The organism is Streptomyces sp. NPDC005863 (genome assembly GCF_042871345.1).
GTDB lineage: Bacteria > Actinomycetota > Actinomycetes > Streptomycetales > Streptomycetaceae > Streptomyces.
The window spans coordinates 371484-397020 of sequence record NZ_JBIAII010000002.1 but is presented as its reverse complement, the minus strand read 5'-3'; the positions used below and the strand labels follow the sequence as shown (position 1 = coordinate 397020).

The 25537-nt window shown below is 71.9% G+C and carries 23 protein-coding genes, 1 pseudogene and 1 riboswitch; of the genes and pseudogenes, 12 read left to right on the top strand and 12 right to left on the bottom strand.

The window, feature by feature from the left end:
- Nucleotides 1-58: 58 nt before the first annotated feature.
- Together ACFYO9_RS08080 and ACFYO9_RS08075 are read right to left on the bottom strand one after the other, a co-directional pair.
- Entirely contained in the window at nucleotides 59-856 is a 798-nt protein-coding gene (locus ACFYO9_RS08080) for an AfsR/SARP family transcriptional regulator (RefSeq protein ID WP_355806353.1), read from the bottom strand.
- Nucleotides 853-1641, bottom strand: coding sequence for a thioesterase II family protein (locus tag ACFYO9_RS08075; RefSeq protein WP_388666182.1), 789 nt, complete (start codon nucleotides 1639-1641; stop codon nucleotides 853-855). Before ACFYO9_RS08075 ends, ACFYO9_RS08080 begins: the two co-directional genes overlap by 4 nt.
- 999 nt (nucleotides 1642-2640) lie before the next feature.
- On the opposite strand from ACFYO9_RS08075, the gene ACFYO9_RS08070 reads away from it, so the two are divergent.
- Nucleotides 2641-4023: a phenylacetate--CoA ligase family protein gene (locus ACFYO9_RS08070; protein ID WP_358774159.1), complete on the top strand. Its 1383-nt coding sequence runs from the start codon at nucleotides 2641-2643 to the stop codon at nucleotides 4021-4023.
- A gap of 83 nt (nucleotides 4024-4106) precedes the next feature.
- On the opposite strand, the gene ACFYO9_RS08065 is transcribed toward ACFYO9_RS08070, so the two are convergent.
- From ACFYO9_RS08065 to ACFYO9_RS08030, 8 genes and pseudogenes are all read right to left on the bottom strand, one after another.
- A complete protein-coding gene (locus ACFYO9_RS08065) occupies nucleotides 4107-5099 on the bottom strand; it encodes an alpha/beta fold hydrolase (RefSeq protein WP_355806362.1) in 993 nt (330 codons plus the stop codon).
- A gap of 141 nt (nucleotides 5100-5240) precedes the next feature.
- Nucleotides 5241-6089, bottom strand: a complete 849-nt coding sequence (locus ACFYO9_RS08060) for an aminotransferase class V-fold PLP-dependent enzyme (protein WP_388666180.1) — start codon at nucleotides 6087-6089, stop codon at nucleotides 5241-5243.
- A 354-nt stretch (nucleotides 6090-6443) separates the two neighbouring features.
- A pseudogene (locus ACFYO9_RS08055) lies at nucleotides 6444-6980 on the bottom strand (GNAT family N-acetyltransferase); the annotation flags it as partial.
- A 35-nt stretch (nucleotides 6981-7015) separates the two neighbouring features.
- Nucleotides 7016-7501 carry a DinB family protein gene (locus tag ACFYO9_RS08050; RefSeq protein WP_358774161.1) on the bottom strand — a complete coding sequence of 162 codons (486 nt, stop codon included), beginning with the start codon at nucleotides 7499-7501 and terminating at the stop codon, nucleotides 7016-7018.
- 53 nt (nucleotides 7502-7554) lie between these two features.
- Nucleotides 7555-8184, bottom strand: a complete 630-nt coding sequence (locus ACFYO9_RS08045; protein ID WP_358774163.1) for a class I SAM-dependent methyltransferase — start codon at nucleotides 8182-8184, stop codon at nucleotides 7555-7557.
- Between the two features lie 131 nt (nucleotides 8185-8315).
- Nucleotides 8316-8756: a hypothetical protein gene (locus ACFYO9_RS08040; RefSeq protein WP_388666084.1), complete on the bottom strand. Its 441-nt coding sequence runs from the start codon at nucleotides 8754-8756 to the stop codon at nucleotides 8316-8318.
- 213 nt (nucleotides 8757-8969) lie between these two features.
- On the bottom strand, nucleotides 8970-9896 hold the full coding sequence (locus ACFYO9_RS08035) for a cation diffusion facilitator family transporter (RefSeq protein WP_358774167.1): 927 nt from the start codon (nucleotides 9894-9896) through the stop codon (nucleotides 8970-8972).
- A gap of 129 nt (nucleotides 9897-10025) precedes the next feature.
- Nucleotides 10026-11117 (bottom strand): mechanosensitive ion channel family protein, encoded by a 1092-nt coding sequence (locus tag ACFYO9_RS08030; protein ID WP_355806377.1) that lies wholly within the window; start codon nucleotides 11115-11117, stop codon nucleotides 10026-10028.
- 410 nt (nucleotides 11118-11527) lie between these two features.
- Here ACFYO9_RS08030 and ACFYO9_RS08025 point away from each other — a divergent pair, with 410 nt between their 5' ends.
- From ACFYO9_RS08025 to ACFYO9_RS07975, 11 genes are all read left to right on the top strand, one after another.
- Nucleotides 11528-12661 carry an ROK family protein gene (locus ACFYO9_RS08025; RefSeq protein WP_355806380.1) on the top strand — a complete coding sequence of 378 codons (1134 nt, stop codon included), beginning with the start codon at nucleotides 11528-11530 and terminating at the stop codon, nucleotides 12659-12661.
- A 67-nt stretch (nucleotides 12662-12728) separates the two neighbouring features.
- A complete protein-coding gene (locus tag ACFYO9_RS08020) occupies nucleotides 12729-13991 on the top strand; it encodes a sugar ABC transporter substrate-binding protein (protein ID WP_358774168.1) in 1263 nt (420 codons plus the stop codon).
- Nucleotides 13988-14932 (top strand): sugar ABC transporter permease, encoded by a 945-nt coding sequence (locus tag ACFYO9_RS08015; protein WP_355806386.1) that lies wholly within the window; start codon nucleotides 13988-13990, stop codon nucleotides 14930-14932. The genes ACFYO9_RS08020 and ACFYO9_RS08015 overlap by 4 nt, the downstream gene beginning before the upstream one ends.
- On the top strand, nucleotides 14925-15779 hold the full coding sequence (locus ACFYO9_RS08010) for a carbohydrate ABC transporter permease (RefSeq protein ID WP_355806389.1): 855 nt from the start codon (nucleotides 14925-14927) through the stop codon (nucleotides 15777-15779). The genes ACFYO9_RS08015 and ACFYO9_RS08010 overlap by 8 nt, the downstream gene beginning before the upstream one ends.
- Before the next feature lie 56 nt (nucleotides 15780-15835).
- On the top strand, nucleotides 15836-16867 hold the full coding sequence (locus ACFYO9_RS08005; protein WP_358774171.1) for a Gfo/Idh/MocA family oxidoreductase: 1032 nt from the start codon (nucleotides 15836-15838) through the stop codon (nucleotides 16865-16867).
- Complete coding sequence (locus ACFYO9_RS08000; protein WP_358774173.1) at nucleotides 16864-17874, top strand: Gfo/Idh/MocA family oxidoreductase; 1011 nt, start codon at nucleotides 16864-16866, stop codon at nucleotides 17872-17874. The genes ACFYO9_RS08005 and ACFYO9_RS08000 overlap by 4 nt, the downstream gene beginning before the upstream one ends.
- A 147-nt stretch (nucleotides 17875-18021) precedes the next feature.
- The gene (locus ACFYO9_RS07995) at nucleotides 18022-19476 is read left to right on the top strand and encodes an MFS transporter (protein ID WP_358774174.1); all 1455 of its coding nucleotides are present in this window, start codon (nucleotides 18022-18024) and stop codon (nucleotides 19474-19476) included.
- A complete protein-coding gene (locus tag ACFYO9_RS07990; protein WP_355806399.1) occupies nucleotides 19476-19928 on the top strand; it encodes a MarR family transcriptional regulator in 453 nt (150 codons plus the stop codon). The genes ACFYO9_RS07995 and ACFYO9_RS07990 overlap by 1 nt, the downstream gene beginning before the upstream one ends.
- Nucleotides 19929-20034: 106 nt before the next feature.
- On the top strand, nucleotides 20035-21393 hold the full coding sequence (locus tag ACFYO9_RS07985) for a radical SAM protein (RefSeq protein WP_355806401.1): 1359 nt from the start codon (nucleotides 20035-20037) through the stop codon (nucleotides 21391-21393).
- Nucleotides 21394-21470: 77 nt separating this feature from the next.
- Nucleotides 21471-21580: riboswitch (SAM riboswitch) on the top strand.
- A gap of 45 nt (nucleotides 21581-21625) precedes the next feature.
- Nucleotides 21626-21988, top strand: coding sequence for a hypothetical protein (locus ACFYO9_RS07980; protein ID WP_358774176.1), 363 nt, complete (start codon nucleotides 21626-21628; stop codon nucleotides 21986-21988).
- A gap of 75 nt (nucleotides 21989-22063) precedes the next feature.
- Nucleotides 22064-22798 carry an SDR family oxidoreductase gene (locus ACFYO9_RS07975; protein WP_358774177.1) on the top strand — a complete coding sequence of 245 codons (735 nt, stop codon included), beginning with the start codon at nucleotides 22064-22066 and terminating at the stop codon, nucleotides 22796-22798.
- 29 nt (nucleotides 22799-22827) lie between these two features.
- Here ACFYO9_RS07975 and ACFYO9_RS07970 read toward each other — a convergent pair whose 3' ends face one another.
- Nucleotides 22828-24354 carry an amino acid permease gene (locus tag ACFYO9_RS07970; RefSeq protein WP_358774179.1) on the bottom strand — a complete coding sequence of 509 codons (1527 nt, stop codon included), beginning with the start codon at nucleotides 24352-24354 and terminating at the stop codon, nucleotides 22828-22830.
- A gap of 58 nt (nucleotides 24355-24412) precedes the next feature.
- Entirely contained in the window at nucleotides 24413-25405 is a 993-nt protein-coding gene (locus tag ACFYO9_RS07965) for a hypothetical protein (protein ID WP_388666081.1), read from the bottom strand.
- Nucleotides 25406-25537: the final 132 nt, after the last annotated feature.

Genomic DNA, 25537 nt, shown 5'->3' with positions numbered 1-25537 from the left:
GCCGCAGACGTACGCCTCCTCCGTGCGCGCACGCCGTGCGACGGGCCGTCGGGGCCGGTCAGCGGCCGGACATCGCCAGGGGCGGGGACATCAGGTGTGTGTCACCGGAGAGAATGGCCCGCTGCAGCTCCTGGAGCGGGCGCCCCGGTTCCAGGCCCAGTTCGTCGTTGAGCGTCTTGCGGACCGACTGGTACACCTTGAGCGCGTCCGCCTGCCGCTCGGAGCGGTAGAGCGCCAGCATGAGCTGGCGGTAGAACGCCTCGCACATCGGGTTCTCCGCGGTCAGGGCGTACAGCATGCCGACCGCCTCCCGGTGTCTGCCGAGCTGCAGCTGACACTCGACGAGCATCTCCTGGCACTCCAGGCGGATCTCGTTGAGCCAGGTGGAGAACCCGTCCACGATCGGGCCGTTGGCGACGGTCCCGTTCCCGCCCTGTCCGAGGATCGGTCCGCGCCACAGCGCGAGGGCCTGTCCGAAGCAGGAGGCCGCTTCGTCGTACCGCTGCTCCCTGAGCAACGAGCGTCCCGAGTCGACCAGTTCGGGGAAGACCTGGGCGTCGATCCGGTCGTCGCCCTTGCGCAGCACGTACCCCGGCGCGCGGGTCTCGACCGGGTTGCCGGTCGAGCCGGGTGCCTTGAGGAACTTGCGGAGCTGGGAGATGTACACGTGGAGTCCCGCGGTGGCCCGCCGGGGCAGGTCCTCGCCCCAGATCTCCCGCATCAGCTGCTCCAGGGAGACCAGTTGGTCGGCCCGGATGAGCAGCACGGTGAGGACGACTTCGACCTTCTGCGCGTTGATGGTGCCGTACGTGCTGCCGTTCCTGATGCGGAGCGGGCCGAGGATCTCGTACCTCATCGGGCCGTCCCCCCTGCCGTCCGCGCCGCCGCGGGCCGGCGCGTGCGGTCCGCCAGGGCGCCGGCGATGATCCGCGAGACGTCCCTCTGATGGGTGTTGAGGTAGAAGTGGCCCCCGGGGAAGACCTTGAGGTCGAAGGGGCCCGCGGTGTGTTCCCGCCAGGCCGCGACGTCGTCCTGCGGGGCCTGCGTGTCCTGGTCGCCGACCAGCGCGGTGATGGGGCAGTCCAGGGGTGGCGCGGGTTTCCACCGGTACAGCTCGACCGCGCGGTAGTCGTTGCGGACGACCGGGAGGATGTCCGCGAGCAGCTCCGGGTCGTCCAGGAACATCGGGTCCGTGCCGCCCGCGCGGCGCAGCTCCGCGGCCAACTCGCGGTCGTTCAGGAGGTGGACGGTGCCCGGCCGGAACCGGGAGGGGGCGCGGCGCCCCGACATGAACAGGTGGCAGGGCCGCGCGCCCGTGCGCTCACCGAGCCGCTGCGCGACTTCGTAGGCGAGGACAGCGCCCATGCTGTGGCCGAAGAAGGCCAGGGGTTTGTCGTCGAACGGCGCGAGGGCCTCGGTGACCAGGTCGGCGAGCGTCGGGATGTCGTCGATGAGCGGCTCGCGGCGCCGGTCCTGCCGGCCGGGGTACTGCACGGCCAGGACTTCGGTGTCCGGCAGCAGCGTGGGGGACTGCGCCAGGGGGTGGAAGTAGGTGGCCGAGCCGCCCGCGTGGGGGAAGCAGACCAGCGAAACGGCGGCCTCGGGGCGGGGCCGGAAACGGCGTATCCAGGGGTCCGACATATCGGGTGTGGGGGAGGCAGACAAGATCTTTCCCTTCGCCAGGAACGCTGACAACGGTGTCGCCACATCGCATTGCAGCTCCTGATCATGCGCAGCTCAAAGTTTAAAGGGCAACGTGCGTTAGATCGCAACAGCGCGGAATCGGACATTCCCTTTACTTTCTGTTCGGATTCTTTCGTGATCGAATCACAAGTGGACGGTTTAAGGTGAATTTGAATATGAATGCCGGGCGATGGGCCTGGGAGGGCGCGCGGCCCGGCAGGTGTGGTGCGGCCCGCGGGGTGTCCCCAAGGGGCCGGTGTGCGGCCCGGGTTGGGCTTCGGCGCCCAAGGGTCCGGTCGGTGGCCCTTGAACCCGGGTGGAGCCGCCGTGGACTCTGGCTCCACCCGCGCGCGCGCCGTTCTTTGCGCGAATATTACGCGCCCCTGGTTTTACCCTTTATCGCATCAGCTGGCCTGTGCCGTTTCTCGGCCTCCGCGCCAGCGCGAGGAAATGATCTGTTTTCCCCGCATGGCCGGTGCGTGAATAACGTACGACGCCGATTGTGGCCGGTTGTTTTCTTGCGGTGTCGACGGCTCCGGATCGGGCCCTGATGGCGGCTCCCGTGCTGGTCGGCGCCGGTCGGGAAGCGCGGTAGGCCGCCGTGTCACGGCCGCGGAGGGTGGGGCGGCGGGTCGTTGGCGGGAGTCGCGTGGCCGGATCCGCTCCCGTGTGCGGGGGCGGTGGCCTGGCTACCCGGCTTCGTGGACATCGGGGCGGGGTTGTCACCTTTTGGGGTGACTCGCCTCGTTCAAGGGGCCCTGGCCGACGGGCCATCGGCGATCGTCGTGCCATGGATGAAGGGCACCGCCCGCGGGAAAGCGGTCGGTCGGAAGCCGGCCCGCCGGTCCCACGGACGCCCGTCACCCCCCACCACCCGTATCGAAGGCGCTCGGGCACCCCCCGCCGCCCCCGGCGGGCCCCACCGGACGGGCCCGCCACACGAAGGAGCACAAGACGATGAGCGAGAGCGAGAGCATGTCGTGGCTGATGCGGGACATCCGCCGGGCCCGCAAGCAGGGCCCGGACGCGGTCGCGCGGCGCCGAGGTGACCGGCTCGCGGACCTGGTCGCCCACGCCCGCTCCGCATCCCCGTACTACCGGGAGCTCTACCGGGGTCTGCCCGAGCGGATCGAGGACCCCACGCTGCTGCCGGTCACCGACAAGAAGCAGCTGATGGACCACTTCGACGACTGGCCGACGGACCGGGACATCACCTTCGAGAAGGTACGCGCGTTCACGGATGACCCCGACCTGATCGGGCGGCGCTTCCTCGGCCGTTATCTGGTGGCCACCACCTCGGGGACCAGCGGCAGGCGCGGCCTCTTCGTGCTCGACGACCGGTACATGTCCGTGTCCTCCGCCGTCTCCTCCCGGGTGCTCGCCTCCTGGCTGGGCCCCCTCGGCATCGCCCGGGCGGTCGCCCGCGGCGGCCGCTTCGCCCAACTCGTCGCCACCGAAGGGCACTACGTCGGCTTCGCCGGCTACTCCCGGATGGCCCTGGAGGGCGGAGGGCGCAGCAAACTGCTCCGCGCCTTCTCGGTGCACGAACCGATGGCGAGGCTGGTGGCCGAACTCAACGACTACCGCCCGGCGTTCGTCATCGGCTACGCCAGTACGATCATGCTGCTCACCGCCGAACAGGAGGCGGGCCGGCTGCACATCGACCCGGTCCTCGTCGAACCGGCCGGCGAGACGATGAGCGAGAGCGACACCGACCGCATCGCGAATGCCTTCGGTGCCAAGGTGCGCACGATGTACAGCGCGACGGAGTGCACCTATCTCAGCCACGGCTGCGTCGAGGGCTGGTACCACGTCAACGACGACTGGGCCGTGCTCGAACCGGTCGACGCCGACCTGCGGCCCACGCCGGCCGGAGAGTTCTCGCGCACCGTCCTGATCAGCAACCTCGCCAACCGCGTCCAGCCGTTCCTGCGGTACGACCTCGGCGACAGCGTCATGGTCCGCCCCGACCCCTGCCCCTGCGGCGCCACGTCACCCGCGATCCGCGTCCAGGGCCGGGCCGGGGACATCCTCAGCTTCCCCTCCGGCCGAGGCGACGACGTCAGGCTCGCCCCGCTGGCCTTCAGCAGCCTCTTCGACCGGATGCCCGGCGTCGAGCTGTTCCAGATCGAGCAGACCGAGCCGTCGACGCTGCGGGTCCGCATGGTCAAGGCCCCCGGCGCCGACGCGGATCACGTGTGGCGCAACGCCCACGACGGACTGACCCGCCTGCTCGCCGACAACAAGCTCGACAACGTCACCGTGGAACGGGCCGAGGAACCGCCCCGGCAGGGGGACGGCGGCAAGTACCGGACGATCATCCCGCACGCCGCCGTCTGACCGGTCCCACGCCGCCGCCCGACCGGTCCTACGCCCGACCGGTCCCACGACGTACGACACCGGCCGGCCCAGGTCACCGCGTCCTACCGCGCGTACTCGCGCAGCGGCGGTTCCGCGTCGGCCCACGGCTGGCTGTGGATGAGCAGCTCGATGGGGTAATTCAGCAGGCCGGGCAGGGCGTTGACGGCCTCCTCGCTGTTGAGCGGCATGATCGGCTTGGCGCAGTGCGCGCGGTCGATCCGGCCGGAGTCGGCCGGGCCCGCGTGCTCGACCGCGTCGGCGACCAGGTCGTAGCTGACCTGGTCGACGACCATCGCGATGTGCGTGGGCCAGGGCCGCCCGGGGCAGATGTCCTGGACGCCGACGCGCCGGGCGCCCGGCAGCGACGGGGCCCGCCCGTCGGCGACCACGGACTCGTCGGCGTACGAGAAGACGGTGGTGTACGACGGGCCCGCGGGCATCGGGGTGTCCCCGGCGTTCAGCGCCTTCGTCCAGTTCGAGTCACGGGCGAACTGCAGGACCGACGCGGGACAGCGGGCGATCTCGGTGATCACCCGGCACGGACTGGCGAGCCGCGTGCCCTGGAACGGGGCGCCCAGCGTCACCATGTCGTCGACCTTGCCCGCGAGGTCCGGCCAGAACCGCAGGGCCCAGGCCGTCAGGAGCCCACCCTGGCTGTGCCCGACCAGGTCGACCTTGCGGCCGGTGTGCTCCTGCACGGTGCGCGCCGCGTACACCACGTACTCGACGGACTCCTGCATGTCCCTGAGCCCCCGTCCCGGCGAGTCCACCCAACAGCCCTGATAGCCCTTCTTGTTGAGCTCGGCCAGGTAGTTCCAGGCGTAGTTCTCCTCGCCCTTGAGGCCGGTGCCCGGCACGAAGACGACCGTCGGTTTGTCGCTCGCCTCGCGCAGGTCGTCGAGGTCCGTCTGGCAGTGCAGTGCCGCGGCGAGCTGGGCCGTCGGGATCTCCAGCGGCGGCGACGGATCGGCCGCCGCCCGGGCGGCGGAGGCGGGCAGGACGGACAGGGTCAGCACGGCCGCCGCGAGACCGCCGAGCCAAGAGGACGTGCGCACAGGGACCTCCGTGGGGGTGGGGGAGGAGCGCCCTGCCGCGGGAGCTCCGCATCGTGGAGCGTGCCACGCTATACGTCAACGCCCGTACGGGACACATGAGTTGAGCGGAACTCCAGGGGCCGCAGAACTCCAGACGCCGCGTCATGAGCCGTCGGCCGGCCCGGTGTGCGGAGCCCGCCCCGCCGCCACGACGGCACCCAGCCGGTCGACGATGACGTCGATCTCCTCGTCCGTCAACGGGACGAGTTCGAGAGTGAGCTCGCGCCGGTCCCGGGCGTCGTCCATGAGCCAGATCGGCGGGGAGCCCGCCCGCAGCGACGCCGCCGCAGCGGCGGCGTCCACGCCGGACACCGCGGGATCGAAGCGGAGCCGGGCGCGGGGGAAGGGCAGCCCCGTCGGGTCGGGCACGGCCACCGCGTCGACGCCCGGCAGCGCGCCCGCCCTCGCGGTGAACCGCGCGACCTTCTCCTCCTGCTCCCGCCGCCAGGCGCGCAGATCCGTCTCCTGCCGCGCACGCACTGCCGCGAGCACGCCGCACACGGCCTCCTTGCTCGCCTTCATCGCCCGCCCGATGCCCTTCTCCTGCGCCCGGACCGCGCGCACCATCCCGGCGCGCCCGATCACGAGCCCCGCCGTCGGGGCGCCCAGATACTTCTGGCCGCTGACCAGCACGAGATCCGCGCCGGTGCCGAGCAGCTCCGCGATGCGCAGGTCCTGCGCCGCCCCGTCGACGACGGCGGGCACCCCGTGCCGGTGCGCGGCCGCGACGGCCTCCGCGAGCGGGATGTCCGCGCCCCGCACGAGCCGCGACGACACGAGGAGCAGACATGCCGTGCCGGGCCGGGCGAGTTCCTCCTCCAGGTCCGCGACCGTGCAGCCGGCCTCCGTCCCCGTCGGGACCGGAACGGCGCCCGCGAGGCGGATGTCCTGCAGCAGGGGGTGCCCGTAGTCGACGGTGTGCCCGGCGGGGAGCACCACGCGCGTGGGCATGCCGGTCGTGTCCGGCAACGCCGCGACCCGCTCGACGGAGTCGCCCGTCATGGACGCCGCGACGGACAGCGTGAGGGCGGACGAGGTGCAGTGCACCACTGTCGCGGCCTCCGCCCCTGTCGCCGCGGCGACCGTACGGCCCGCGACGTCCTGCAGCTCCGCCATGACGAAGAACTCGCCCAACGCCTCGGCGGCGGCCGCCGCGACGGACTCCGCGCTCCGTGACACGCCCAGCGGCGTGTAGGTGCCCCGGGCGTTGACGACCCGCGTGAGCCCGTACCGCTCGTGCACGCCCCCCGTGCGGCGGGGCGACTGCCGGGGCGGGGCGCCGTCCGCCTGTGCTGCCGCCATCTCGGCGATGAGAGCCCAGCGTTCGTGGTCCCGCCACGCGCCGCCGATGAACTGGAAGGCCTCCGAGCGGCCCTCGTGCCGGAACCCGAGGCGCCGCACTAGGTTCAGCGACGCCACGTTGTCCGGCTGGATGTTCGCCTCCAGACGGTGCAACTCCAGCTCCTCGAAGGCGAACCGGGCCACCAGTCCGAGCCCTTCGGTCAGGTAACCCCGGCCGACCGTGGAGGCATAGGCGGTGTATCCGAGCGTGCCGCTGGACAGCGAGCCGCGGACGATGTTGTCGACGTTGACGCCGCCCACGATCGCATCGGTGTCGCGCAGACAGACCACGAAGCCCTCGTGGGTGGGCTGTTGGAACCGGGCGAGGGAGGCCTCGAAGGCCTCCACCGACTCCGCGCGGGCGCCGAGCCAGCGGTGCAGCAGGTCGGCGCTCTCCGCGCGGAGTGCGGTGATCTCCTCGTAGTCCTCGCGGCGGATACGGCGCACGGCCACGCGCGGGCCGTGCCGGAGGTAGGCGGCGGGGGGTGTGGTGGGTGCCATCCAGCGATCGTATGGGCGTACGAGTATCGCCTCGCTCAGCGCCCCGTGCTGCCGTCGATGAGCTCGCGGAGGATGTCGGCGTGTCCCGCGTGGCGGCCGGTCTCCTCGATGAGGTGGGTCAGCGCCCAGCGGACGCTCGGCCCCGGGCGGCCGGGCCGGGGGAGCGGTGCGCCGAGGTCGGCGCAGGTGTCGAGCACCTCGTTCGCGCGGTCGACGGTCGCCCGGTAGCGGGCGACGACCTCGGCGACACCGTCCTGCGGGTCGGCCAGGAACGTCGCCTGCCAATCGGTGACCTTCTCGCCGAGGAACGTCGCGCCTTCCGCGGCGGTCAGGTGGTTCAGCAGGCCCAGCAAATTGGTGCCCGAGGGCACGGCTGCCGCGCGGACGTCGGGTTCCGGGGCTCCGTCGACCTTTGCCGCGACCGAGGCGCGCAGGTAGTCGAGGAAGCCCCGCAGGACCTCGGCCTCGCTGTTCCCGGTGCGGGGCGGAGGTGCGTCGGGGCGGCGGGAGGGGGTGGGCATGGCGTGCTCCTTGTGGTGGGACGTCACCGGTTCCGGCTCCTTGCGCTGGGACGTCACCGGTTCCGGCGGATGAGCAGGACGTGGTCGACGACCTCGGCCGTGGTCGTCCCGTCGGGGCCCACCGCGACGCGGCGCGCCTTCTCCGCGCGTTCGGTCGCCCACTGAGCGGGCGAGAGCCGCAGCGACGCCGCGACCTCCTCGGGCGTCGGGAAGCGCACGTCCGGGTCCTGGTTCCACGACCACGGCGCGGTCGACCCGTGGTCGACGACCAGGAGCCGTCCACCCGGGCGCAGCAGGTGGGCGGCGGAGCGCAGGACGGCCGCCCGGTCCTGCTCGTAGGGGGCGTGGAAGTAGTGTGCGGTGACCAGGTCGTACGCCGTCCCGGGCAGCGACGCGCGTACGTCGTGCCGCGCGGCGGTGATCCGGTCGCCCAGGCCGCGTGCGCGGGCCAGCCGGCCGAGCCGGGTGGCCGCCACTTCCGAGACGTCGACGGCGGTGACCTGCCACCCGCGTCCCGCGAGCCACAGCGCGTCGCCGCCGCCACCGCAGCCGATGTCCAGCACGTCCCCGGGTGTCAGGTCGCTGACGTGCTCCACGAGGCGGGCGTTCGGCCGCGGCGCGTCGGGCGCGGGCCGCTCCGCGTACACCTTGTCCCAGTACGTGGCCGCGTCGGTCTGCTCCATCGGATGCCTCTCCCTCGGTCCCGTCGGAGTCCGGCTCTCCGGACTCCCTGGGGCCGAGTCTGGGCCGACGGGTGGCGAAACGGCATGCCTTCTTGCGGGATCTGCAAAACGACGGAGCGCGCCGCCCGGGGTCAGGGCAGGACGGTGACGTACACGACGGGCGAGAGCGTCTCGCCCGCACTCATGCGCAGCGCGTTGCGCCCCTGGTAGGCGAGTCTGACGCGCATCGAGTACGTCCCTCGCGGCGTGGTGCCGACCGTGGCGGGCAGCGTCACCCACACCGCGCCCTGTCGCTGCTGCAGGGTGACCGGGGTCCCGGCGGGCAGGCCGCGGGCCTCACCGTGGATGCGGAACTCCTCCGCGGTCCGCACGCTGCTAGCCGAGACGTTCGCCGTGAGCGACGGACCCGGGGCCGCGGGAGGGGGAGGCGGCGTGGTCGGCGCCACGGCGTGCGCGGGTGGGCGGGTCGCCGCGGACGCGGTGGCCGGAGCCGGGCCCAGGAACAGCACCCCGGCGGCGAGACCGGCGAGGGCGACGAGCCCGGCGGTGGATACGTACTTCAAGCGGTTCATGCTCAGGTTTGACTTCAACGTGGCATCCGTGTCTGGGCGTTGAGCCCGCAGTGTCGATCCCGGTGGGGGAGGGTGAGTCGCGCGGCACTGCACGCGCCGCGCCGGATCAACATAGGCAACTCGCCCCGCATTATGGCGATTCGACGCGCAGGACGCCTTGGCGGCGGTGTCTCGATCGGCGTGCGCGTCACGGCGTCGTGCCGCGGGACCCGCTCACGTGTGCAGCGCCCCCTCGTCCTCCACGTGCCCCTCGGGCTCCAGCTGGATCGTCGAGTGGGCCACGTCGAAGTGGCCGCCGACGCACCGCTGCAGGCGGCCGAGCAGCTCCCCGTATCCGTCCGCGAGGGCCGCCTCGGTCACCACCACGTGGGCGGTGAGCACCGGCATGCCCGAGGTGACCGTCCAGCCGTGCAGATCGTGCACGGCGACCACGCCCGGCTCCTCCAGCAGATGCCGGCGCACCTCGCCGAGGTCGACGTCCTGCGGCGTCGCCTCCAGGAGGACGTGCACGGACTCCCGCAGCAGCCCGTACGCGCGCGGCACGATCAGCAGGCCGATGACGATCGAGGCGATCGGGTCGGCGGCCTGCCACCTGGTGAGCAGGATGACCAGGCCGCCCACGATCACCGCGACCGAGCCGAGCGCGTCGCCCAGCACCTCCAGGTACGCGCCGCGCAGATTGAGGCTCTTGTCCTTGGCGTCCCGCAGCAGCCACAGGCCCACCAGGTTGGCGAGGAGGCCGCCCACCGCGACCACGAACATCAGGCCGCCCTTGACCTCCACCGGCTCGCTGAACCGGCCGATCGCCGACCACAGGACCCAGACGAAGATGGCGACGAGCAGCAGCGCGTTCAAGGCCGCGGAGAAGATCTCCACCCGGTAGAACCCGAAGGTGCGCCGCGGTGTCGGCGCGCGCTGCGCGAGGGTGATGGCGCCGAGGGCCAGCGAGACGCCCACCGCGTCGGTCAGGCTGTGCGCGGCGTCGGCGAGCAGCGCGAGGCTGCCGGACAGCAGCGCGCCGACGACCTGGAGGAGCGTGATCGCACCGCTGATGCCGATGGTCCACAGCAGGCGGTTGCGGTACGTGCCGCTGAGCGTGCCGCCCGCCGTCGCCGCGGCCGGGCCGTGGTCGTGCCCCATGCCCGCGATCGGATCACGCGGCGCGGCGGGCCGCCACCGAGCGGTCGGCCACTCGGCGCAGCGGGCGACCGTCCGGCGCGGTGGGCCGGACGGTGCGACGAGCCACCCGGATGCGGCGGCGGGCGCCGGTCAGTGCAGGCGCGGCGAGACCGAGGCGTCCCGCTGGTGCGGGATGCCGAGCGGCGGGGGCAGTTCGCCCTGCTGGACGGTGACCGTGCGCGCCGGGGCCGGGACCCGGATGCCCTCGGCGCGGTAGCGCTGGTGCAGGCGCTTGATGAACTCGTGCTTGATCCGGTACTGGTCGCTGAACTCCCCGACGCCGAGGATGACCGTGAAGCTGATCCGCGAGTCGCCGAAGGTGTGGAAGCGGATGGCCGCCTCGTGGTCGGGGACGGCGCCGGTGATCTCGGTCATCACCTCGTCCACCACCTCGGTCGTGACCCGCTCGACCTGCTCCAGGTCGCTGTCGTAGCTCACCCCGACCTGGACCGTGATCGACATCTCCTGCTCGGGGCGGCTGAAGTTGGTCATGTTGGTGCCGGCCAGCTTGGCGTTGGGGATGATCACGAGGTTGTTGGAGAGCTGCCGGACCACGGTGTTGCGCCAGTTGATGTCGACGACGTACCCCTCCTCGCCGCTGCTGAGCTGGATGTAGTCGCCGGGCTGGACGGTCTTGGCGGCGAGGATGTGCACGCCCGCGAAGAGGTTGGCCAGCGTGTCCTGCAGCGCGAGCGCCACCGCGAGACCGCCCACACCGAGCGCGGTGAGCAGCGGCGCGATGGAGACGCCGAGGGTCTGCAGGACGACCAGGAAGCCCATCGCGAGCACCACGACCCGCGTGATGTTCACGAAGATGGTGGCCGACCCCGCCACCCCGGAGCGGGACTGCGCGACGGCCCTGACCAGGCCGGTGACGATCCGGGCCGCGGTGAGAGTGGCCGCGATGATGAGCAGTGCGGTCAACGTCATGGTGACGTTGCGTCCGGTGCGCGGCGCGAGCGGCAGCGCGCCCGCCGCCGCGGCGAGGCCGGCCGTGATGGCCGCGCAGGGGACGAGGGTGCGCAGGGCGTCGACGATGACGTCGTCGCCGCTCCACCGGGTGCGGCTGGCCCGCTCGCCCAGCCAACGCAGCAGGGCCCGCAGCAGCAGCCCGGCCAGGACGCCCGCGGCCACCGCGATCCCGGCGGCTATCCAGTCGTGCAGTGTGAGGGCACGGGTCATCGGACTGCTCCCGTCGTACGGGACGTGCGAGCCGCCGTACGGGGCGACGGCCCCGTGACGCGGCGCATGTGATGTGACGTCACCTTGAGATACCTGCTCGATTCAGGGAGTTCGGTTCACGCCGGGCCGGCCGACCCGGCCCCGCGCGGACGTCATCCTGCCCCATCGGGCGCCGCCGGGCACACGTGCCCCCACCTGGATCTTCACGAACCGGCCACGCCCGCCGACCGGCGGACCGAGCCGTTCCGGAGCCGCCCGCGCGGCCGCGCGCACCCCGCGCCGAACCCGTCCCGTCGAAGGGGTTCCCGGGCCCGGCGAGTTATGCAAGTCTCCTTTCCAATTCCGTGTGCCGCCGGACATCGCGGCCCGTCAACAGGGCTGCCGTCGCACGGACATGAGGTGAAGCACTGATGCGGAACACGGCGCGCGGGCACGACCTGGTGGCGCTGCGGCGGCTCAACACCACCGTCGTGCTGCGCGCCCTGCACCGCCGCAGCCCCCGCACCCTCGCCGAACTCGCCGCGGCCACCGGCCTGTCCCGGCCCACCGTGGAAGCCGCCGTCGAGGAGCTCGCCGAGCGCGGGCTCGTCGGTGAGGCGGCCGACGAGCCGGGCGGACGCACACCGGGGCGGCCCGCCCGCCGGTTCCGCTTCCGCACCGAGGCCGGACACGTGCTCGGCGTCGACATAGGACTGCATAAGGTCGTGCTGCTCCTCGCCGACCTCGGCGGCACCGTCCTCGCAGCCCACCGCCGCGACATCGACCCGGAAGCGGGCGGCGCCGCCCGGCTCGAACTGCTGCGCCACGCGGTGGAGAGCTTCCTCGACGCCCACGCGCCGCGCCGCGCCACCGTCCTCGCCCGCTGCGTGGGCGTGCCCGGCGTGGTGGACACGGGTGGGGTCGTCACCTCCGTCGTGGTGCCCGAGTGGTCCGGCGTCGACCTCGGACGGCTGATCGAGGACGACGGGCCAGGCCACACCCTCGTCGAGAACGACGTGAACCTCGCGGTCCTCGCCGAGCGGTGGCAGGGCGCGGCCACCCTCGCCGCCGACGTCGTCTGCGTCCTCACCGGGCACCGCGTCTCGTGCAGCCTCACCATCGGCGGCCGGCTGCACCGGGGCAGACGCGGCGGAGCGGGCGAACTCGGCCTGCTGCCGCTGCTCGGCCTGAACACCGCCCAGGAGGCCCTGCGGTGGCCGGGCGCCCGGCGCGCCGGCGAGTCCGAGGTCGCCGCGCTGGCCCGCGCCGCGGACACCGCGGACCCGCGGGCCCTGGCCGCCGTCGCGGAGTTCGCGGACCGGCTCGCCCCGGGCGTCGCCGCGCTCTGTCTCGCCGTCGATCCGGAACTGGTCGTGCTGACCGGAGGCGCCACCCCGGTCGGCCGGCACCTGGTGCCCCTGCTTCAGGAGAGGCTGCGCCCCCTGACCCTGCACGGCCCGCGCATCGCGCTGAGCTCGCTCGGCGAGCGGGGCGTGGCCATCGGCGCCGTACGCAAGGCGCTCGACCACGTGGAGGAGGAACTGCTCGCGGACACGGCGTCCTGACGGCGCGCCCGGCGACGGGAGCGGACCGCGGCGGCGCCCGACGACTTCCTGGGAGGCGAAGGCGCGGATGCGCAGAAGGACACTGCTCGGCGGGGCGCTCGCGGCCCCCTTGCTCGCCGCCTGCTCCGGCGGGGACGGCGGCCCGGACGACGGGGGCGGGGGCCGCACGACGCTCTCGTACGGGATGTGGGACCCGGCGCAGGTGCCGGGCATGGAGAAGATCATCGCCGCGTTCGAGAAGGTGAACCCGCGGATCTCCGTACGGATCGAGCTCACCCCGTGGGCGAGTTACTGGACCACCCTCAAGACCTCGATGCGCGGCGGCACCGCCCCTGACGTCTTCTGGATGAACGCCGTCAACATCCAGCTGTACGCGTCGAGCGGTGTCCTCGAACCGCTGTCCGGCCACATCAAGGCCGACGCCACCCCCGTCGACCGCCACCCGCGCGCCCTGGTGCGGCTCTACTCCTACCGCGGCACGCAGTACGGCCTTCCCAAGGACTTCGACACCATCGGCCTCTGGTACAACAAGCAGCTGTTCGACAAGGCGGGCATCTCCTACCCGGACGCGGACTGGACCTGGGACGACGTGCGCGACGCCGCGGCCGAACTCACCGACCCGCACCGGCGCGTGCACGGCTTCGCCGCCGAGATGGACCGGCAGATGAAGATCTACCCGGCCGTCTGCGGCGCCGGCGGATACGTCATCGAGGACGGCCGATCGGGCTTCGGCGACGACCGGTCCATCGAGGGCCTGCGCTTCTTGACCGACATGATCGACCGGGGCTGGTCGCCGCCGCAGAGCGCGATGACCGAGTCCGTCGGCCGGGTGCGCTACTGGTCGGAGAAGGTCGCCATGAACTACGACCTGTCCGCGATGGCCGGCCAGATGTACGCCGTGCCCGCGCTCAAGGACCACGGCGGCATCGCCGTGCTGCCCAAGGGACGGCGCCGGGCCACCATCATCCACGGCCTCGCCAACGTGATCTCCGCCAAGAGCCGCAAGAAGGCGGCGGCCTGGAAGTTCGTGCACTTCATGGCCGGCCGGGAAGCCGCCGAGATCCAGGCGAAGGCGGGCGTCACCATCTCCTCGTACGAGGGAACGCAGGACGCCTGGCTCACCTCGATGCCCGAATTCGACCTGAAGCATTTCATCGAGATGCAGAAGTACGGCGTTCCCTATCCGAGCTCCAGGAACACCGCCGTCTGGGAGAACCTCCAATACCCGCTGCTCGGCGCCGCGTTCAGCGGCAAGGGCGGCATCGAGAGCGCCGCCCGCACGCTGGGCGAGCAGATGGACCGGGTCCTGAAGGAGGAACGCGACTCATGAGTGTCTTTCCCGCCACGGCCGCCGCGAAAGCGGCCGATCGCCGCGCCACCGCGTCCGGCCCCCGCCCCCGTTCCCGCAACGAGAAGGCCGCGTACCTGTTCGTCGCGCCGCTCGGCATCGGCTTCGCCGTCTTCTACTTCTGGCCGCTGCTGCAGACGTTCTACTTCAGCTTCACCGAATTCGGGGCGTTCGGCGGCCACACGTTCATCGGCACCGACAACTACGTGCGCGTCGTCAAGGACGTCACCGTCTGGCAGGCCCTCGGCAACACCCTGATCTACACCCTCATCGGGCTCACCGCGCTGCCGGTCGCGATCGTCGTCGCCTCCCTCCTGAACCGGCGCGGCCTGCGCGGCGTCGCGGTCTACCGGGCCCTGTACTTCGTGCCGTTCGTGACCCTTCCGGTCGCCGTCGGCCTGGTCTGGAACTGGCTCTACAACGGCGACTTCGGGCTGCTCAACGAAATCCTGAGCTGGTTCGGGGTGGACCGGCACTACTGGGTCTCCGACCCCTCCACGGCCGTCTACGCGATCGGCACGGTCATCGTCTGGTCGACCACCGGCTACTACTTGATCATCTTCATGGCGGGCATCAAGGGAATTCCGCGCGACTATTACGAGGCCGCGGAGATCGACGGGGCGGGCGCGCTGCGCAGGTTCTTCACCATCACGCTGCCGCTGCTCAGCCCCACCCTCTTCTTCGCCTCGATCATCTGCATGATCAATTCACTGCAGACCTTCGACCTCATCTACATCATGATGGCCGAGAAGAACCCCGCGATCGGAGACACCCAGTCGATCGTCGGCCTCTTCTACAAATGGGCCTTCGTGGAGAACGCACAGGGCGCCGCGGCCGCGCTCGCCTTCCTGTTGATGGTCGTCATCGCGGGTCTGACCTTCCTGCAGTTCCGGCTCCAGAAAAGGTGGGTGCACTATGCCTGACGCGACCGGAAAACCGGCCGGACGGCGGCGTTTCGACGCCGGATCCCTCGCCACCCACGCCGCCCTCTCGCTCGGCGCGCTCGTGATGGTCTTCCCCTTCCTGTGGCAGCTGCTCACCGCGCTCAAGACCCTCGCGGAGACCTCGCGGGTGCCGCCCACCTTCCTGCCCGACACCTGGAACTGGTCCAGTTTCGACGAGGTGTTCTCCTCGCTGCCGTTCCGCGAGATGCTCACCAACAGCCTGATCAACACCGTCGGGCGCACCCTCGGTCAGCTCGTCTTCTGCTCGCTCGCCGCCTACGCGTTCGCCCGCCTGCAATTCCGCGGCCGCAACGCGCTGTTCGCGCTCTTCCTGTCCGTCCTGATGGTGCCGAGTTCGCTGCTGGTCCTTCCGCAGTACGACATCGTGCAGTGGCTCGGCCTGCTCAACACCGCGCCCGCGCTCTTCCTGCCCGGCATGTTCAGCGCCTTCGGCACCTTCATGCTGCGGCAGTTCTTCCTCTCGCTGCCCAGGGAGCTGGAGGAGGCCGCCCGCATCGACGGCGCCGGGGCGTTCCGCATCTTCTGGTCCATCATGCTGCCGCTGATCCGGCCCGCGCTGGCGGCCCTGGCCGTCATCACCGCCATGTGGTCCTGGAACGACCTGCTGTGGCCGCTCATCGTCAACACCGATCCGCAGCAGATGCCGATCAGCGCCGGACTGACCTCCCTGGAGGGGCAGTTCGAGACGAATTATCCGGTGATGATGGCCGGTTCGCTGATCGCGAGCCTGCCGATGCTGCTCGTCTACGTCGTCCTGCAGCGGCACTTCGTCCAGAGCGTCGCCCTCTCCGGCTCCAAGACTTGACCCGCCCCCCTGGCACGTCCACAGCCCCGCCCACGGCAAGGAAAGGCAGCCCCTCTATGCCACCGCTCCACATCGGCCTGTTCGGCGCAGGCGGCATCGCCCGTGCCCATCTGCCCGGCTGGCTCGCGCTCGGCGCCCGGGTGAGCATGTACACCGTCGACGGCTCCGCCGAGAAGCTCGCGTCCGAGTACGCCGGGCGCGGGCACGACGTCCGGCCCGTCGACAGCCCCGACGCGCTCCTCGCGGACGCGGACGCCGTCGACGTCTGCACCCCCACCCCCACCCACAAGGACCTCGTCCTCGCCGCCGTCGCCGCCGGCCGGCACGTCGTCTGCGAGAAACCGCTCGCCCTCACCGCCCGCGACGCCGAGGAGATGGCGGCGGCAGCCGACGCGGCGGGCGTGCGGCTCCACCCCGCCCACGTGGTGCGGTATTTCCCCGCCTACGCGGCCCTGCGGCGCGCCGTCGTCCGGGGCGACCTCGGCGAGCTCGCCGTGCTGCGCTTCACGCGCGGCGGGGCCAGGCCCCAGTGGGCGCCGTGGTTCGGCGACCCGGCCCAGTCCGGCGGCGTCATCATGGACCTGATGGTGCACGACATCGACATCGCCCGCTGGCTCGCGGGCGACGTGGTCCGCGTGCACGCACGGACCCGCGGCGTCGAACGCGCCACCGGCACCCCGCCCGAGGTCGTCACCGCCACCGCCGTCCTCACTCACGCCTCGGGCGCCGTCAGCCACATCAACGGCCTGTGGGGCCTGCCGGACCAGCGGTTCCGTACGACCTTCCGGGTCGCGGGCCGGGACGGCCTGCTGCACCACGACTCCACCGCCGTGCCCGGCTTCCGCATCACCGCGCAGGGCGTACGGGCGGCCGACGAGGGCATCCCGTCGAGCCCCATGACCGAGAGCCCCTTCCACACCGAGCTCCGCGACTTCGCCGCGTCCTGGCGGCAGGGCGGGGCCGTCGACGGCGGACCCGCACCCCGCGTGAGCACCCGCGACGGCGTCGAGGCCGTGCGGATAGCCGAGGCCGCGGTGGAGTCCAGCCGCACCGGCCGCGTCATCGAGATCGAGGAGGCAGCGCGATGAAGGTCGCCGTCCTGTCGTTCGCCCACGTCCACGCCGCGGGGTATCTGAGTCTCCTCGCCCGCATGCCCGGCACCGAGGTGCTCGGCTGCGACCCGGACACGGACCGCGCGGCCCCCGGCGAGGTGCGCGGCCGCGCCGTCGCCGACGCAGCGGGCGCCGGGTACGCCGACACGTACGAGCAGGCCTTCGCCTGGGGCCCGGACGCGGTGATCGTCTGCTCCGAGAACGCCCGGCACCGGCCGCTGGTCGAGCTCGCCGCGGCGCACGGCGTGCCCGTCCTCTGCGAGAAGCCGCTCGCGGCCTCGGTGGCGGACGGCGAGGCCATGGTCGCCGCCTGCCGCGCCGCGGGCGTGCGGCTCGCGGTCGCCTACCCGGTGCGGTTCAGCCCCGCGTACGCCGCCGTGAAGGCGGCCGTCGCCTCGGGCCGGGCGGGGCGGATCCTCGCCGTGTCGGGCGCGAACAACGGCGCCATGCCGACCCGCGCCCGCCGCTGGTTCGCCGAGCCCGAACTCTCCGGCGGCGGCGCCCTGATGGACCACACGGTGCACATCGCCGACCTCCTCGACGACCTCTTCGGCGAGGCACGGGCCGTGGAGGTGTACGCCCAGACCAACAACCTCCTGTACGCGGACGAGGTCGCCGCCGAGACCGGCGGCCTGGTCAGCGTCACCTACGCGGACGGCGCCGTCGCCACCATCGACTGCAGCTGGTCCCACCCCCGCTCCCACCACTCCTGGGGCGGCCTCGAACTCACCGTCGTCGGCGAGCGGGCCACCCTGGAGATGGACGCCTTCGACCAGAAGGTGCACGGCTTCAGCGAACGGCAAGGGCGCGGCACCGAGGTGCCGTTCGGCGTCGACCTGGACGAACTCATGCTGCGCGCCTTCCTGTTCGGCCCCGAGGAGGGTGGCATGACGGTCGCCGACGGCGAGGGCGGCCTGCGCGGCCTGCGCATCGTGGAGGCGGGCTACGCGTCGGCCCGCAGCGGGGCGCCGGTGGCTCTGTAGAAATTTGCCGGCCTCGCAACCTCGCATGACAGCTCCCGGGTATTAGTTGTAGCCTCACAATGGTTGTGACAACACAAACAAATGAGGCGCACCCGCTTGTGCACCCGCCCGTGCACCCGCCCGCGCACCCACCCGAGGAGTCCCGTCATGCCGGAGGACGCCGCCCGCCCGCGGCCCTGGCTCGTGCTCGCCATCTGCTGCATGAGCATGTTGATCGTCAGTCTCGACAACACCATCCTGAACATCGCCCTGCCCTCCATCCAGCGTGACCTGCACACCTCGGTCTCCGGGCTGCAGTGGACCGTCGACGCCTACACGCTGGTCCTCGCCGCCCTGCTGATGCTCTCGGGCTCGACCGCCGACCGCGTGGGCCGCCGCCGCACGCTCAGGGCGGGACTGGCGATCTTCACCGCCGCCTCCCTGCTCTGCGGACTCGCCCCCGGCCTCGGCTGGCTCGTCGCCGCGCGCATCCTGCAGGCCGTCGGCGGCTCGATGCTCAACCCCGTCGCCATGTCGATCATCAGCAACACCTTCACCGACCCCCGCCAGCGGGCCCGTGCCATCGGCGTGTGGAGCGGCGTCGTCGGCATCAGCATGGCCGCCGGGCCGATCATCGGCGGAGCGCTCGTCGAGTCGGCGGGCTGGCGCTCCATCTTCTGGATCAACGTGCCGATCGGGCTTGCCGCGCTCTTCCTCATCGGCAGATACGTGCCGGAATCGCGCGCGGCCCGCCCCCGCCGGGTCGACCCGGTCGGCCAGGCACTCGTCATCGTCCTGCTGCTCACCCTCACGTACGCCATCATCGAGTCGCCGAGCCGCGGCTGGACCTCGCCCGTCGTCGCCGGCAGCGCGGCCGCGGCGCTCTGCGCGCTCCTCGGCCTCCTCCGGTACGAACCGAGGCGCACCGACCCCCTCATCGACCTGCGGTTCTTCCGCTCCGCCCCGTTCGCAGGCGCCACCGTCATCGCGGTCGCGACCTTCGCCGGGCTCGGCGGGTTCCTCTTCGTCAGCTCCCTGTATCTGCAGAACGTGCGCCATCTCGACCCGCTGCACGCCGGCCTCTTCATGCTGCCGATGGCCCTCATGGCGCTGCTCACCGCGCCGGTCTCCGGCCGCATGGTGGCCTCCCGCGGGCCCCGCACACCGCTGCTGCTCGCGGGCGCCGCGCTGTGCGCCAGCGCCGTACTGCAGGCCCTCACCTACTCCACGCACATGCCGACGGCGCTGCTCGTCGTCGCGTATCTGCTCTTCGGCACCGGATTCGGCCTGGTCAACGCTCCGATCACCAACACCGCCGTATCGGGGATGCCCCGCTCGCAGGCGGGCCTCGCCGCCGCCGTGGCCTCCACCAGCCGCCAGGTCGGCCAGTCCCTCGGCGTCGCCGTCATCGGCGCCCTCATGGCCGGCGGGGTGCACGCGGGCGCGGCGGGCTTCACCGACGCGGGCCGCACGGCCTGGTGGATCATCGCGGGCTGCGGCGCCGCCGTGCTGGTCACGGGTACGCTCACCTCCGGCCGCTGGGCCAGGGAAACGGCCCGGCGCACCGCGCGGACGCTCGCCGCCGAGGACGCGGAGGGGACGAAGGAGACAGTGAAGGCCTGATGGAGCGCGCACACGACACCGAGCCGGCTGCCGACGACGCGACCCTCAGGACGGCGACCCGCGTCTGGCAGGGCCTGAACACCCTGGTGCTCGACCGGCACAACCGCCGCAAGGCGGTGGCCGAGAGCCTCGGCATGAGCTTCAGCCGCATCAGGGCGCTGCGCCGCCTCACCGGCGACCCGATCACGCTGCGGGACCTGACCGAGCGGCTGGGCAGCGACCCGCCCTACACCACCGTCATCGTCGACGACCTGGTCCGCCGCGGCCTCGCCGAACGCATCACCAACCCCGACGACCGCCGGTCCAAACTGGTCCACCTCACCGAGGAGGGCCGGGCCGCGGCCGCCCGCGCCACCGCGATCCTCACCACACCGCCCGACGCGCTCCTCGGGCTGCCGGACGAGGACATCGAGGCGCTCGACCGCGTTCTGGCGAAACTCTTGAAAGCATAGCCGCGCGGCGCGGCCGCCCTACGACCGGAGCCCGATCCCGAACGGAACGGCCGGGTATTAGCGTGGACGGGACAGATCGACCGACAGGATCCGAGGTGCCCGGCCCATGCCAAGCCGCAGCGAGAGCCGTACCGAGCTCATCGAGTCACTCATGGAGCGGTTCCCGCACGTGCCGCGGGAAGCCGTCATCAAGGAGGATCTGCTGCGCGGCGGCATCGCCTTCGACGAGTCGGCGCTGAGCGACAACGAAGGCGGCGAGGTCAAGCCGAAGTCGTACTTCATCTTCTCCTTCGACCACGGCACGCTCCCCGAACTGGGCGCCGCGGCCCTGCGCCGCCCGCCCGAGGAGATCGTCCTCACCGGCGGCCCCTACGAGCTGCGCCGCACCGTCGTCTCGGTCCGCGTGAACCCGTCCTCGCCCTACCGCGTGGCCGCCGACGACCACGGCGTGCTCGGCCTCTACCTGGACGGCGCCCGCATCTCCGACGTCGGCCTGCCGCCGATGCCGGACTACTACCGGCACACGCTGGAGAACGGCAAGTCCGTGATGGAGGTGGCGCCCACCATCCAGTGGGGCTACCTCATCTACCTGACGGTCTTCCGGGTCTGCCAGTACTTCGGCGCCAAGGAGGAGTGCCAGTACTGCGACATCAACCACAACTGGCGCCAGCAGAAGGCGGCGGGCCGCCCCTACACGGGCGTGAAGCCGATGGACGAGGTCCTCGAAGCCCTCGCCATCATCGACAAGTACGACACGAACAAGTCGTCCACCGCGTACACCCTCACCGGCGGCGCCATCACCACGCGGCTCCAGGGCAAGGACGAGGCCGACTTCTACGGCCAGTACGCGAAGGCCATCGAGGAGCGCTTCCCGGGCCGCTGGATCGGCAAGGTCGTCGCCCAGGCGCTGCCCAAGGCGGACGTGCAGCGCTTCCACGACTACGGCGTGCGGATCTACCACCCCAACTACGAGGTGTGGGACCCCTACCTCTTCGAGCGGTACTGCCCCGGCAAGGAGCGCTACGTCGGCCGTGACGAGTGGCACCGCCGCATCCTGGACTCCGCCGAGGTGTTCGGGCCGCGCAACGTCATCCCCAACTTCGTCGCGGGCGTGGAGATGGCGGAGCCGTTCGGCTTCAAGACGGTCGACGAGGCCATCGACTCCACCGTCGAGGGCCTGCAGTACTTCATGTCGCGCGGCATCACGCCCCGCTTCACCACGTGGTGCCCCGAGCCCACGACGCCGCTCGGCAAGGCCAACCCGCAGGGCGCCCCGCTGGAGTACCACGTGCGGCTCCTGGAGGCCTACCGCGCCACGATGGAGTCCAACGGCCTGTCGTCGCCCCCCGGTTACGGTCCCGCGGGCCCCGGCAACGCGGTCTTCTCGGTCAGCTCGTTCATGGACAGCCTGCCCGCGGAGGCGGCCGCCCCGGAGGACGCGGTCGTCCCGGCCGAGGCTCCGTAGGCACCGCCCGGAGGCCGGCCCGGGGGGCACGAATAACCCCGGGCAGGCCTCCGCGGCACCGTGTTACGGTCGGTGCGGGTCACGAGTTCCAGCGCCAAGCCCCGGCTCGCTGGACGGCACCCCGCTCCGTCGCGGGTGCCCCGGGTGACGACCCGCCCCGTGCGACGTGCACGGGGAACGGCGGATCACCGGGGTCGGCGACACCCGGGGTCCACGACTCCGGAGGCGCACCATGACGCACCAGCACGCCACTCCCACCTCTACGGCCGACGACGTCGAGCACGGCCAGCGGGTCGAGCCCGCCGAGCGGGTCGACGTACTGCTCTCCTCGTACGACGTACGCGACGACGGTCTGATCCCGCTCCACCTCCTCGGCCCCACCCTGGGCGCCCCCGCCGCGCTGCGCACCCTTGACCCGGAACGGCTGCGGGCCCAGCTGCGCGCCCACCACGGCGTCGTCCAGTGGGAGCCCGGCCGCAATCTGCTGCGGCTGCGGCACGGCACCGGCCGCGCCACCCTGATCCCGCTCGACGCGGACCTGCCCACCGGTCGTCCCGCCCTGCCCACCGGTCAAGGTCACCGCTTCGTAGGATGACGGCGTGATCCGGACGCGGGCGACCCCCGCGGCCGGGCGGCGCGACAGTCAGCCACCCAGAGCCGGAGGTCCCCCGTGCAGCACCACCCCGTCACCGTCGTCACCGGCGGCAGCCGCGGTATCGGCGCGGCCGTCAGCGCCCGTCTCGCCGAGGACGGCCACGACGTCGTCATCGGCTACCGCTCCCATCAGGCAGCCGCCGAAGAGGCCGCCGACGCGGTCCGCGCGGCAGGACGACGCTGCGTCACCGTCCAGGTCGACACCGCCGACGAGGCCGACGTCGACCGTCTCTTCGACACCGCCGCCGCCGAACTCGGCCCGGTCACCGGTCTGGTCAACAACGCCGGCGTGAGCGGCCCCGTCGGGCCCCTCGCGGAGGCCGACGCCGAGGGCATGCGCCGGGCGCTCGAAGTGAACGTCCTCGGCTATCTGCTCTGCGCCCGGCGCGCGGTGCGGGACCTGACGGCGAACGGCGGCGGCGCGATCGTGAACATCTCGTCCGCGGCGGCCACCCTCGGCGCCCCCGGCGAGTACGTCCACTACGCGGCGGCCAAGGGCGCCGTCGACACGCTGACGGTCGGCCTCTCCAAGGAGGTCGCGGGCGACGGCATCCGCGTCAACGCCGTTGCCCCCGGCGTGATCTGGACCGAGTTCCACGCCGACCCCGAGCGCCCCGCGAAGCTCGCCGCGGGCATCCCGCTGGGGCGCTCGGGCCGGCCGTCGGAGATCGCGGCGGCCGTCTCCTGGCTGCTCTCGGACGACGCGTCGTACGCGACCGGCACGGTCGTACGGGTGGCCGGCGGCCGCTGACGCGCCGCGGAGCGGGCCGGGGCCGTGACTCAGACGATGTTCTCCGCGACCTCGGCCTGCTCGCGGTCCGAGCCGTACGCCTGCGGCGTGCTGTAGGAGCGTCGCGCCACGAACCACCACACGGTGGCCAGGAGCAGCACCGCGGCGAGCGCGATCGACGCGTAGTTCATCGAGTCGACGGTCACCGGGGAGACCTGCGGCAGGCAGAACAGCACCGTCACGAACACCACCCAGACCACCGCGATCCAGCCGACCGGCTTGCTCCAGCGGCCGAGGTTCCACGGACCGGGCTGGAAGCGGTCGCCCGCGCGAAGGCGCAGGTAGATCGGGATGGCGTACGCGGGGGTGATGCCGATGACGTTGATGGCGGTCACCGCCGTGTACGCGGTCGTCGAGTACAGGGAGGGCAGCGCGATGACCGCGGCGAGCCCCACCGACAGCCACACGGCGGGCACCGGCACCTGGGTACGGGAGCTGACCTTGCGCCAGATCGCCGAGCCGGGCAGCGCGTTGTCGCGGCTGAACGCGAACACCATGCGGCTGGCCGCGGCCGTCTCCGCGTTGCCGCAGAACAGCTGCGCCACGATGACGATGAGCAGCAGCGCCGTCGCGCCGGACTCGCCGATCGCGTCGATCATGATCTGCGCGGGCGGCACCCCGGTCGAGCTGTTCTGGGCGCCCACGTAGTCCTGGATGGCGAAGCTCAGTCCGGCGAGCAGGACGAAGCCGGCGATCCACGACGCCCAGATGGCGCGCACGATGCCGCGCGCCGCGGTGACCGATGCGTTGGAGGTCTCCTCCGACAGGTGCGCGGACGCGTCGTAACCGCAGAACGTGTACTGGGCGAGGAGCAGGCCGATCGCCGTCACGTAGAGCGGGTTGTCCCAGCCCGTGTCGTTCACGAACGTGCCGAAGACGGACGACGCCGACTGGTGGTGGTCCGGCACGATCACGAGGACGCCGACGATCACGGCGACGCCGGCCACGTGCCACCACACGCTGATCGAGTTGAGCAGGCTGACCAGCCGCACGTTGAACAGGTTCAGGACGGCGTGCAGGAGCAGGATGCACAGGAAGATCAGGAAGGTCTTCTCGGTGCTGGGCGTGAAGCCGAACTTCAGGTTCAGGAACGCGCCGGTGAACAGCGCGGCGCCGTAGTCGATGCCCGCTATCGCGCCGAGAAGACCGAGCAGGTTCAGCCACCCCGTGTACCAGCCCCACCGGCGTCCGCCGAGCCGGTCGGCCATGTAGTACAGGGCGCCCGACGTCGGGTACGCGCTGGTGACCTCGGCGAGCGCCATGCCGACGCAGAGCACGAACAGGCCGACGCCCGCCCAGCCCCAGAGCATCACGGCGGGGCCGCCGGTGTTCATGCCGAAGCCGTACAGCGTCATGCAGCCGGACAGGATGGAGATGACCGAGAAGCTGATGGCGAAGTTGCCGAAGCCGCCCATGCGGCGGGCCAGGACGGGCTGGTAGCCGAGTTCTCTCAGGCGTTGTTCCTCGTCCTGGCGTGGCGCTGGGACGGTGCTCGACGACCAGGTGGTGCGGGACACGGTGGGACCTCCGGGGGGAGCGGCGGGGGAGCGCGGGGAGAAGGGACGGGTGGGCGGGCTAGCCGGGGCCGCGGGACGCGCTGAAGCAGCGGGCGCGGGCCTGGACGAAGACCTCGGCGGCGGCGTCGGCGTCGCCGGGGGAGTGCGTGCGGTACGCCCACGGGACCGTGGTGAAGAACGGGTCGAGGGCCTGGAAGACCCGTGAGGCGTCGTGGAACTGGTGCGCGCCCCACAAGGCGTGCGCAAGGTAGTTGAGGTCGAGCAGCGAGGTCGCGGCGGGCGTCGCGTGGTCGAACCACAGCTGCAGGGCGAGCAGCGCGGAGCGGGTGGCGTCCTCGGATATCCAGTGCAGGTCGAGGGCCTGCTCCTGCCCGGACTCGCGGCGGTACCGCTCGACGCGCACATAGAGCGGCAACAGGTGCAGCGCGGATCCCGCGGGCGCCGCGGCCGACGCCCACTGCACGAAGTTGTACGCCTCGGTGAGCGGGCCTCCCGTGCGGCGCCCGTACACGAACTGCAGCATCCGGTGGTACGCCTCGCGGTTGCCCGGATCCCGCTTGTCGGCCTCGGCGAGCAGCTGCCAGGGGCCGGGGAAGAGCATCGGCTCGGGCGGCGCCGCCCGGTGCTCGTCCCAGCGCTGGCCCACGTCGAGCTGGGCCAGGGCGAGCAGACAGATCCACGGCACCGGGTCCTCGGGCGACAGGGCCGACGCGTCGCCGCACGCGGCGACGGCCTCGCGCCACAGGTCGTTGGTCTTGTGGTGCCCCGTGCGGTGCGCGCGCAGGGCGCGCTCCACCAGGACGCGGGCGTGCAGCACCGCGGCCGAAGCGCTGTGCGGCTCCTCGGCACGCCAGGCCCGCACCACGTCGGAACCGGCGACGGCGGCGCCGAGGACCTGCGTGCGTTGCGTCCACAACCCCCAGTCGGGTGTCTCGGTCAGCAGGTTGCGCGTGGAGACCCAGCGACCGGTCCTGAGGTCCTGGAGCACCGCGCGCAGCGCTTCGTCGTGGCCTGCCGGGTGGTACACCGGGCGGCCTAACGCCATGGGCATGAGTCCTCTGTTGGGGGAAGAGGGCGGAGGTTGAACGGTTAAACGATGCGGGTGTTACGGGAGTTGAGGATGTGACATGGCCGACAGTGTAGATCCGGCCCTTCCGGTGCCAAGGCCATTCGTGGATCTTTT

Coding starts and splice junctions, on each gene's coding strand:
- ACFYO9_RS08080 (WP_355806353.1), bottom strand. CDS start 856: ATGAGGTACGAGATCCTCGGCCCGCTCCGCATCAGGAACGGCAGCACG.
- ACFYO9_RS08075 (WP_388666182.1), bottom strand. CDS start 1,641: ATGTCGGACCCCTGGATACGCCGTTTCCGGCCCCGCCCCGAGGCCGCC.
- ACFYO9_RS08070 (WP_358774159.1), top strand. CDS start 2,641: ATGAGCGAGAGCGAGAGCATGTCGTGGCTGATGCGGGACATCCGCCGG.
- ACFYO9_RS08060 (WP_388666180.1), bottom strand. CDS start 6,089: ATGCCCACGCGCGTGGTGCTCCCCGCCGGGCACACCGTCGACTACGGG.
- ACFYO9_RS08050 (WP_358774161.1), bottom strand. CDS start 7,501: ATGCCCACCCCCTCCCGCCGCCCCGACGCACCTCCGCCCCGCACCGGG.
- ACFYO9_RS08045 (WP_358774163.1), bottom strand. CDS start 8,184: ATGGAGCAGACCGACGCGGCCACGTACTGGGACAAGGTGTACGCGGAG.
- ACFYO9_RS08040 (WP_388666084.1), bottom strand. CDS start 8,756: ATGAACCGCTTGAAGTACGTATCCACCGCCGGGCTCGTCGCCCTCGCC.
- ACFYO9_RS08035 (WP_358774167.1), bottom strand. CDS start 9,896: ATGGGGCACGACCACGGCCCGGCCGCGGCGACGGCGGGCGGCACGCTC.
- ACFYO9_RS08030 (WP_355806377.1), bottom strand. CDS start 11,117: ATGACCCGTGCCCTCACACTGCACGACTGGATAGCCGCCGGGATCGCG.
- ACFYO9_RS08025 (WP_355806380.1), top strand. CDS start 11,528: ATGCGGAACACGGCGCGCGGGCACGACCTGGTGGCGCTGCGGCGGCTC.
- ACFYO9_RS08020 (WP_358774168.1), top strand. CDS start 12,729: ATGCGCAGAAGGACACTGCTCGGCGGGGCGCTCGCGGCCCCCTTGCTC.
- ACFYO9_RS08015 (WP_355806386.1), top strand. CDS start 13,988: ATGAGTGTCTTTCCCGCCACGGCCGCCGCGAAAGCGGCCGATCGCCGC.
- ACFYO9_RS08010 (WP_355806389.1), top strand. CDS start 14,925: ATGCCTGACGCGACCGGAAAACCGGCCGGACGGCGGCGTTTCGACGCC.
- ACFYO9_RS08005 (WP_358774171.1), top strand. CDS start 15,836: ATGCCACCGCTCCACATCGGCCTGTTCGGCGCAGGCGGCATCGCCCGT.
- ACFYO9_RS08000 (WP_358774173.1), top strand. CDS start 16,864: ATGAAGGTCGCCGTCCTGTCGTTCGCCCACGTCCACGCCGCGGGGTAT.
- ACFYO9_RS07995 (WP_358774174.1), top strand. CDS start 18,022: ATGCCGGAGGACGCCGCCCGCCCGCGGCCCTGGCTCGTGCTCGCCATC.
- ACFYO9_RS07990 (WP_355806399.1), top strand. CDS start 19,476: ATGGAGCGCGCACACGACACCGAGCCGGCTGCCGACGACGCGACCCTC.
- ACFYO9_RS07985 (WP_355806401.1), top strand. CDS start 20,035: ATGCCAAGCCGCAGCGAGAGCCGTACCGAGCTCATCGAGTCACTCATG.
- ACFYO9_RS07980 (WP_358774176.1), top strand. CDS start 21,626: ATGACGCACCAGCACGCCACTCCCACCTCTACGGCCGACGACGTCGAG.
- ACFYO9_RS07965 (WP_388666081.1), bottom strand. CDS start 25,405: ATGCCCATGGCGTTAGGCCGCCCGGTGTACCACCCGGCAGGCCACGAC.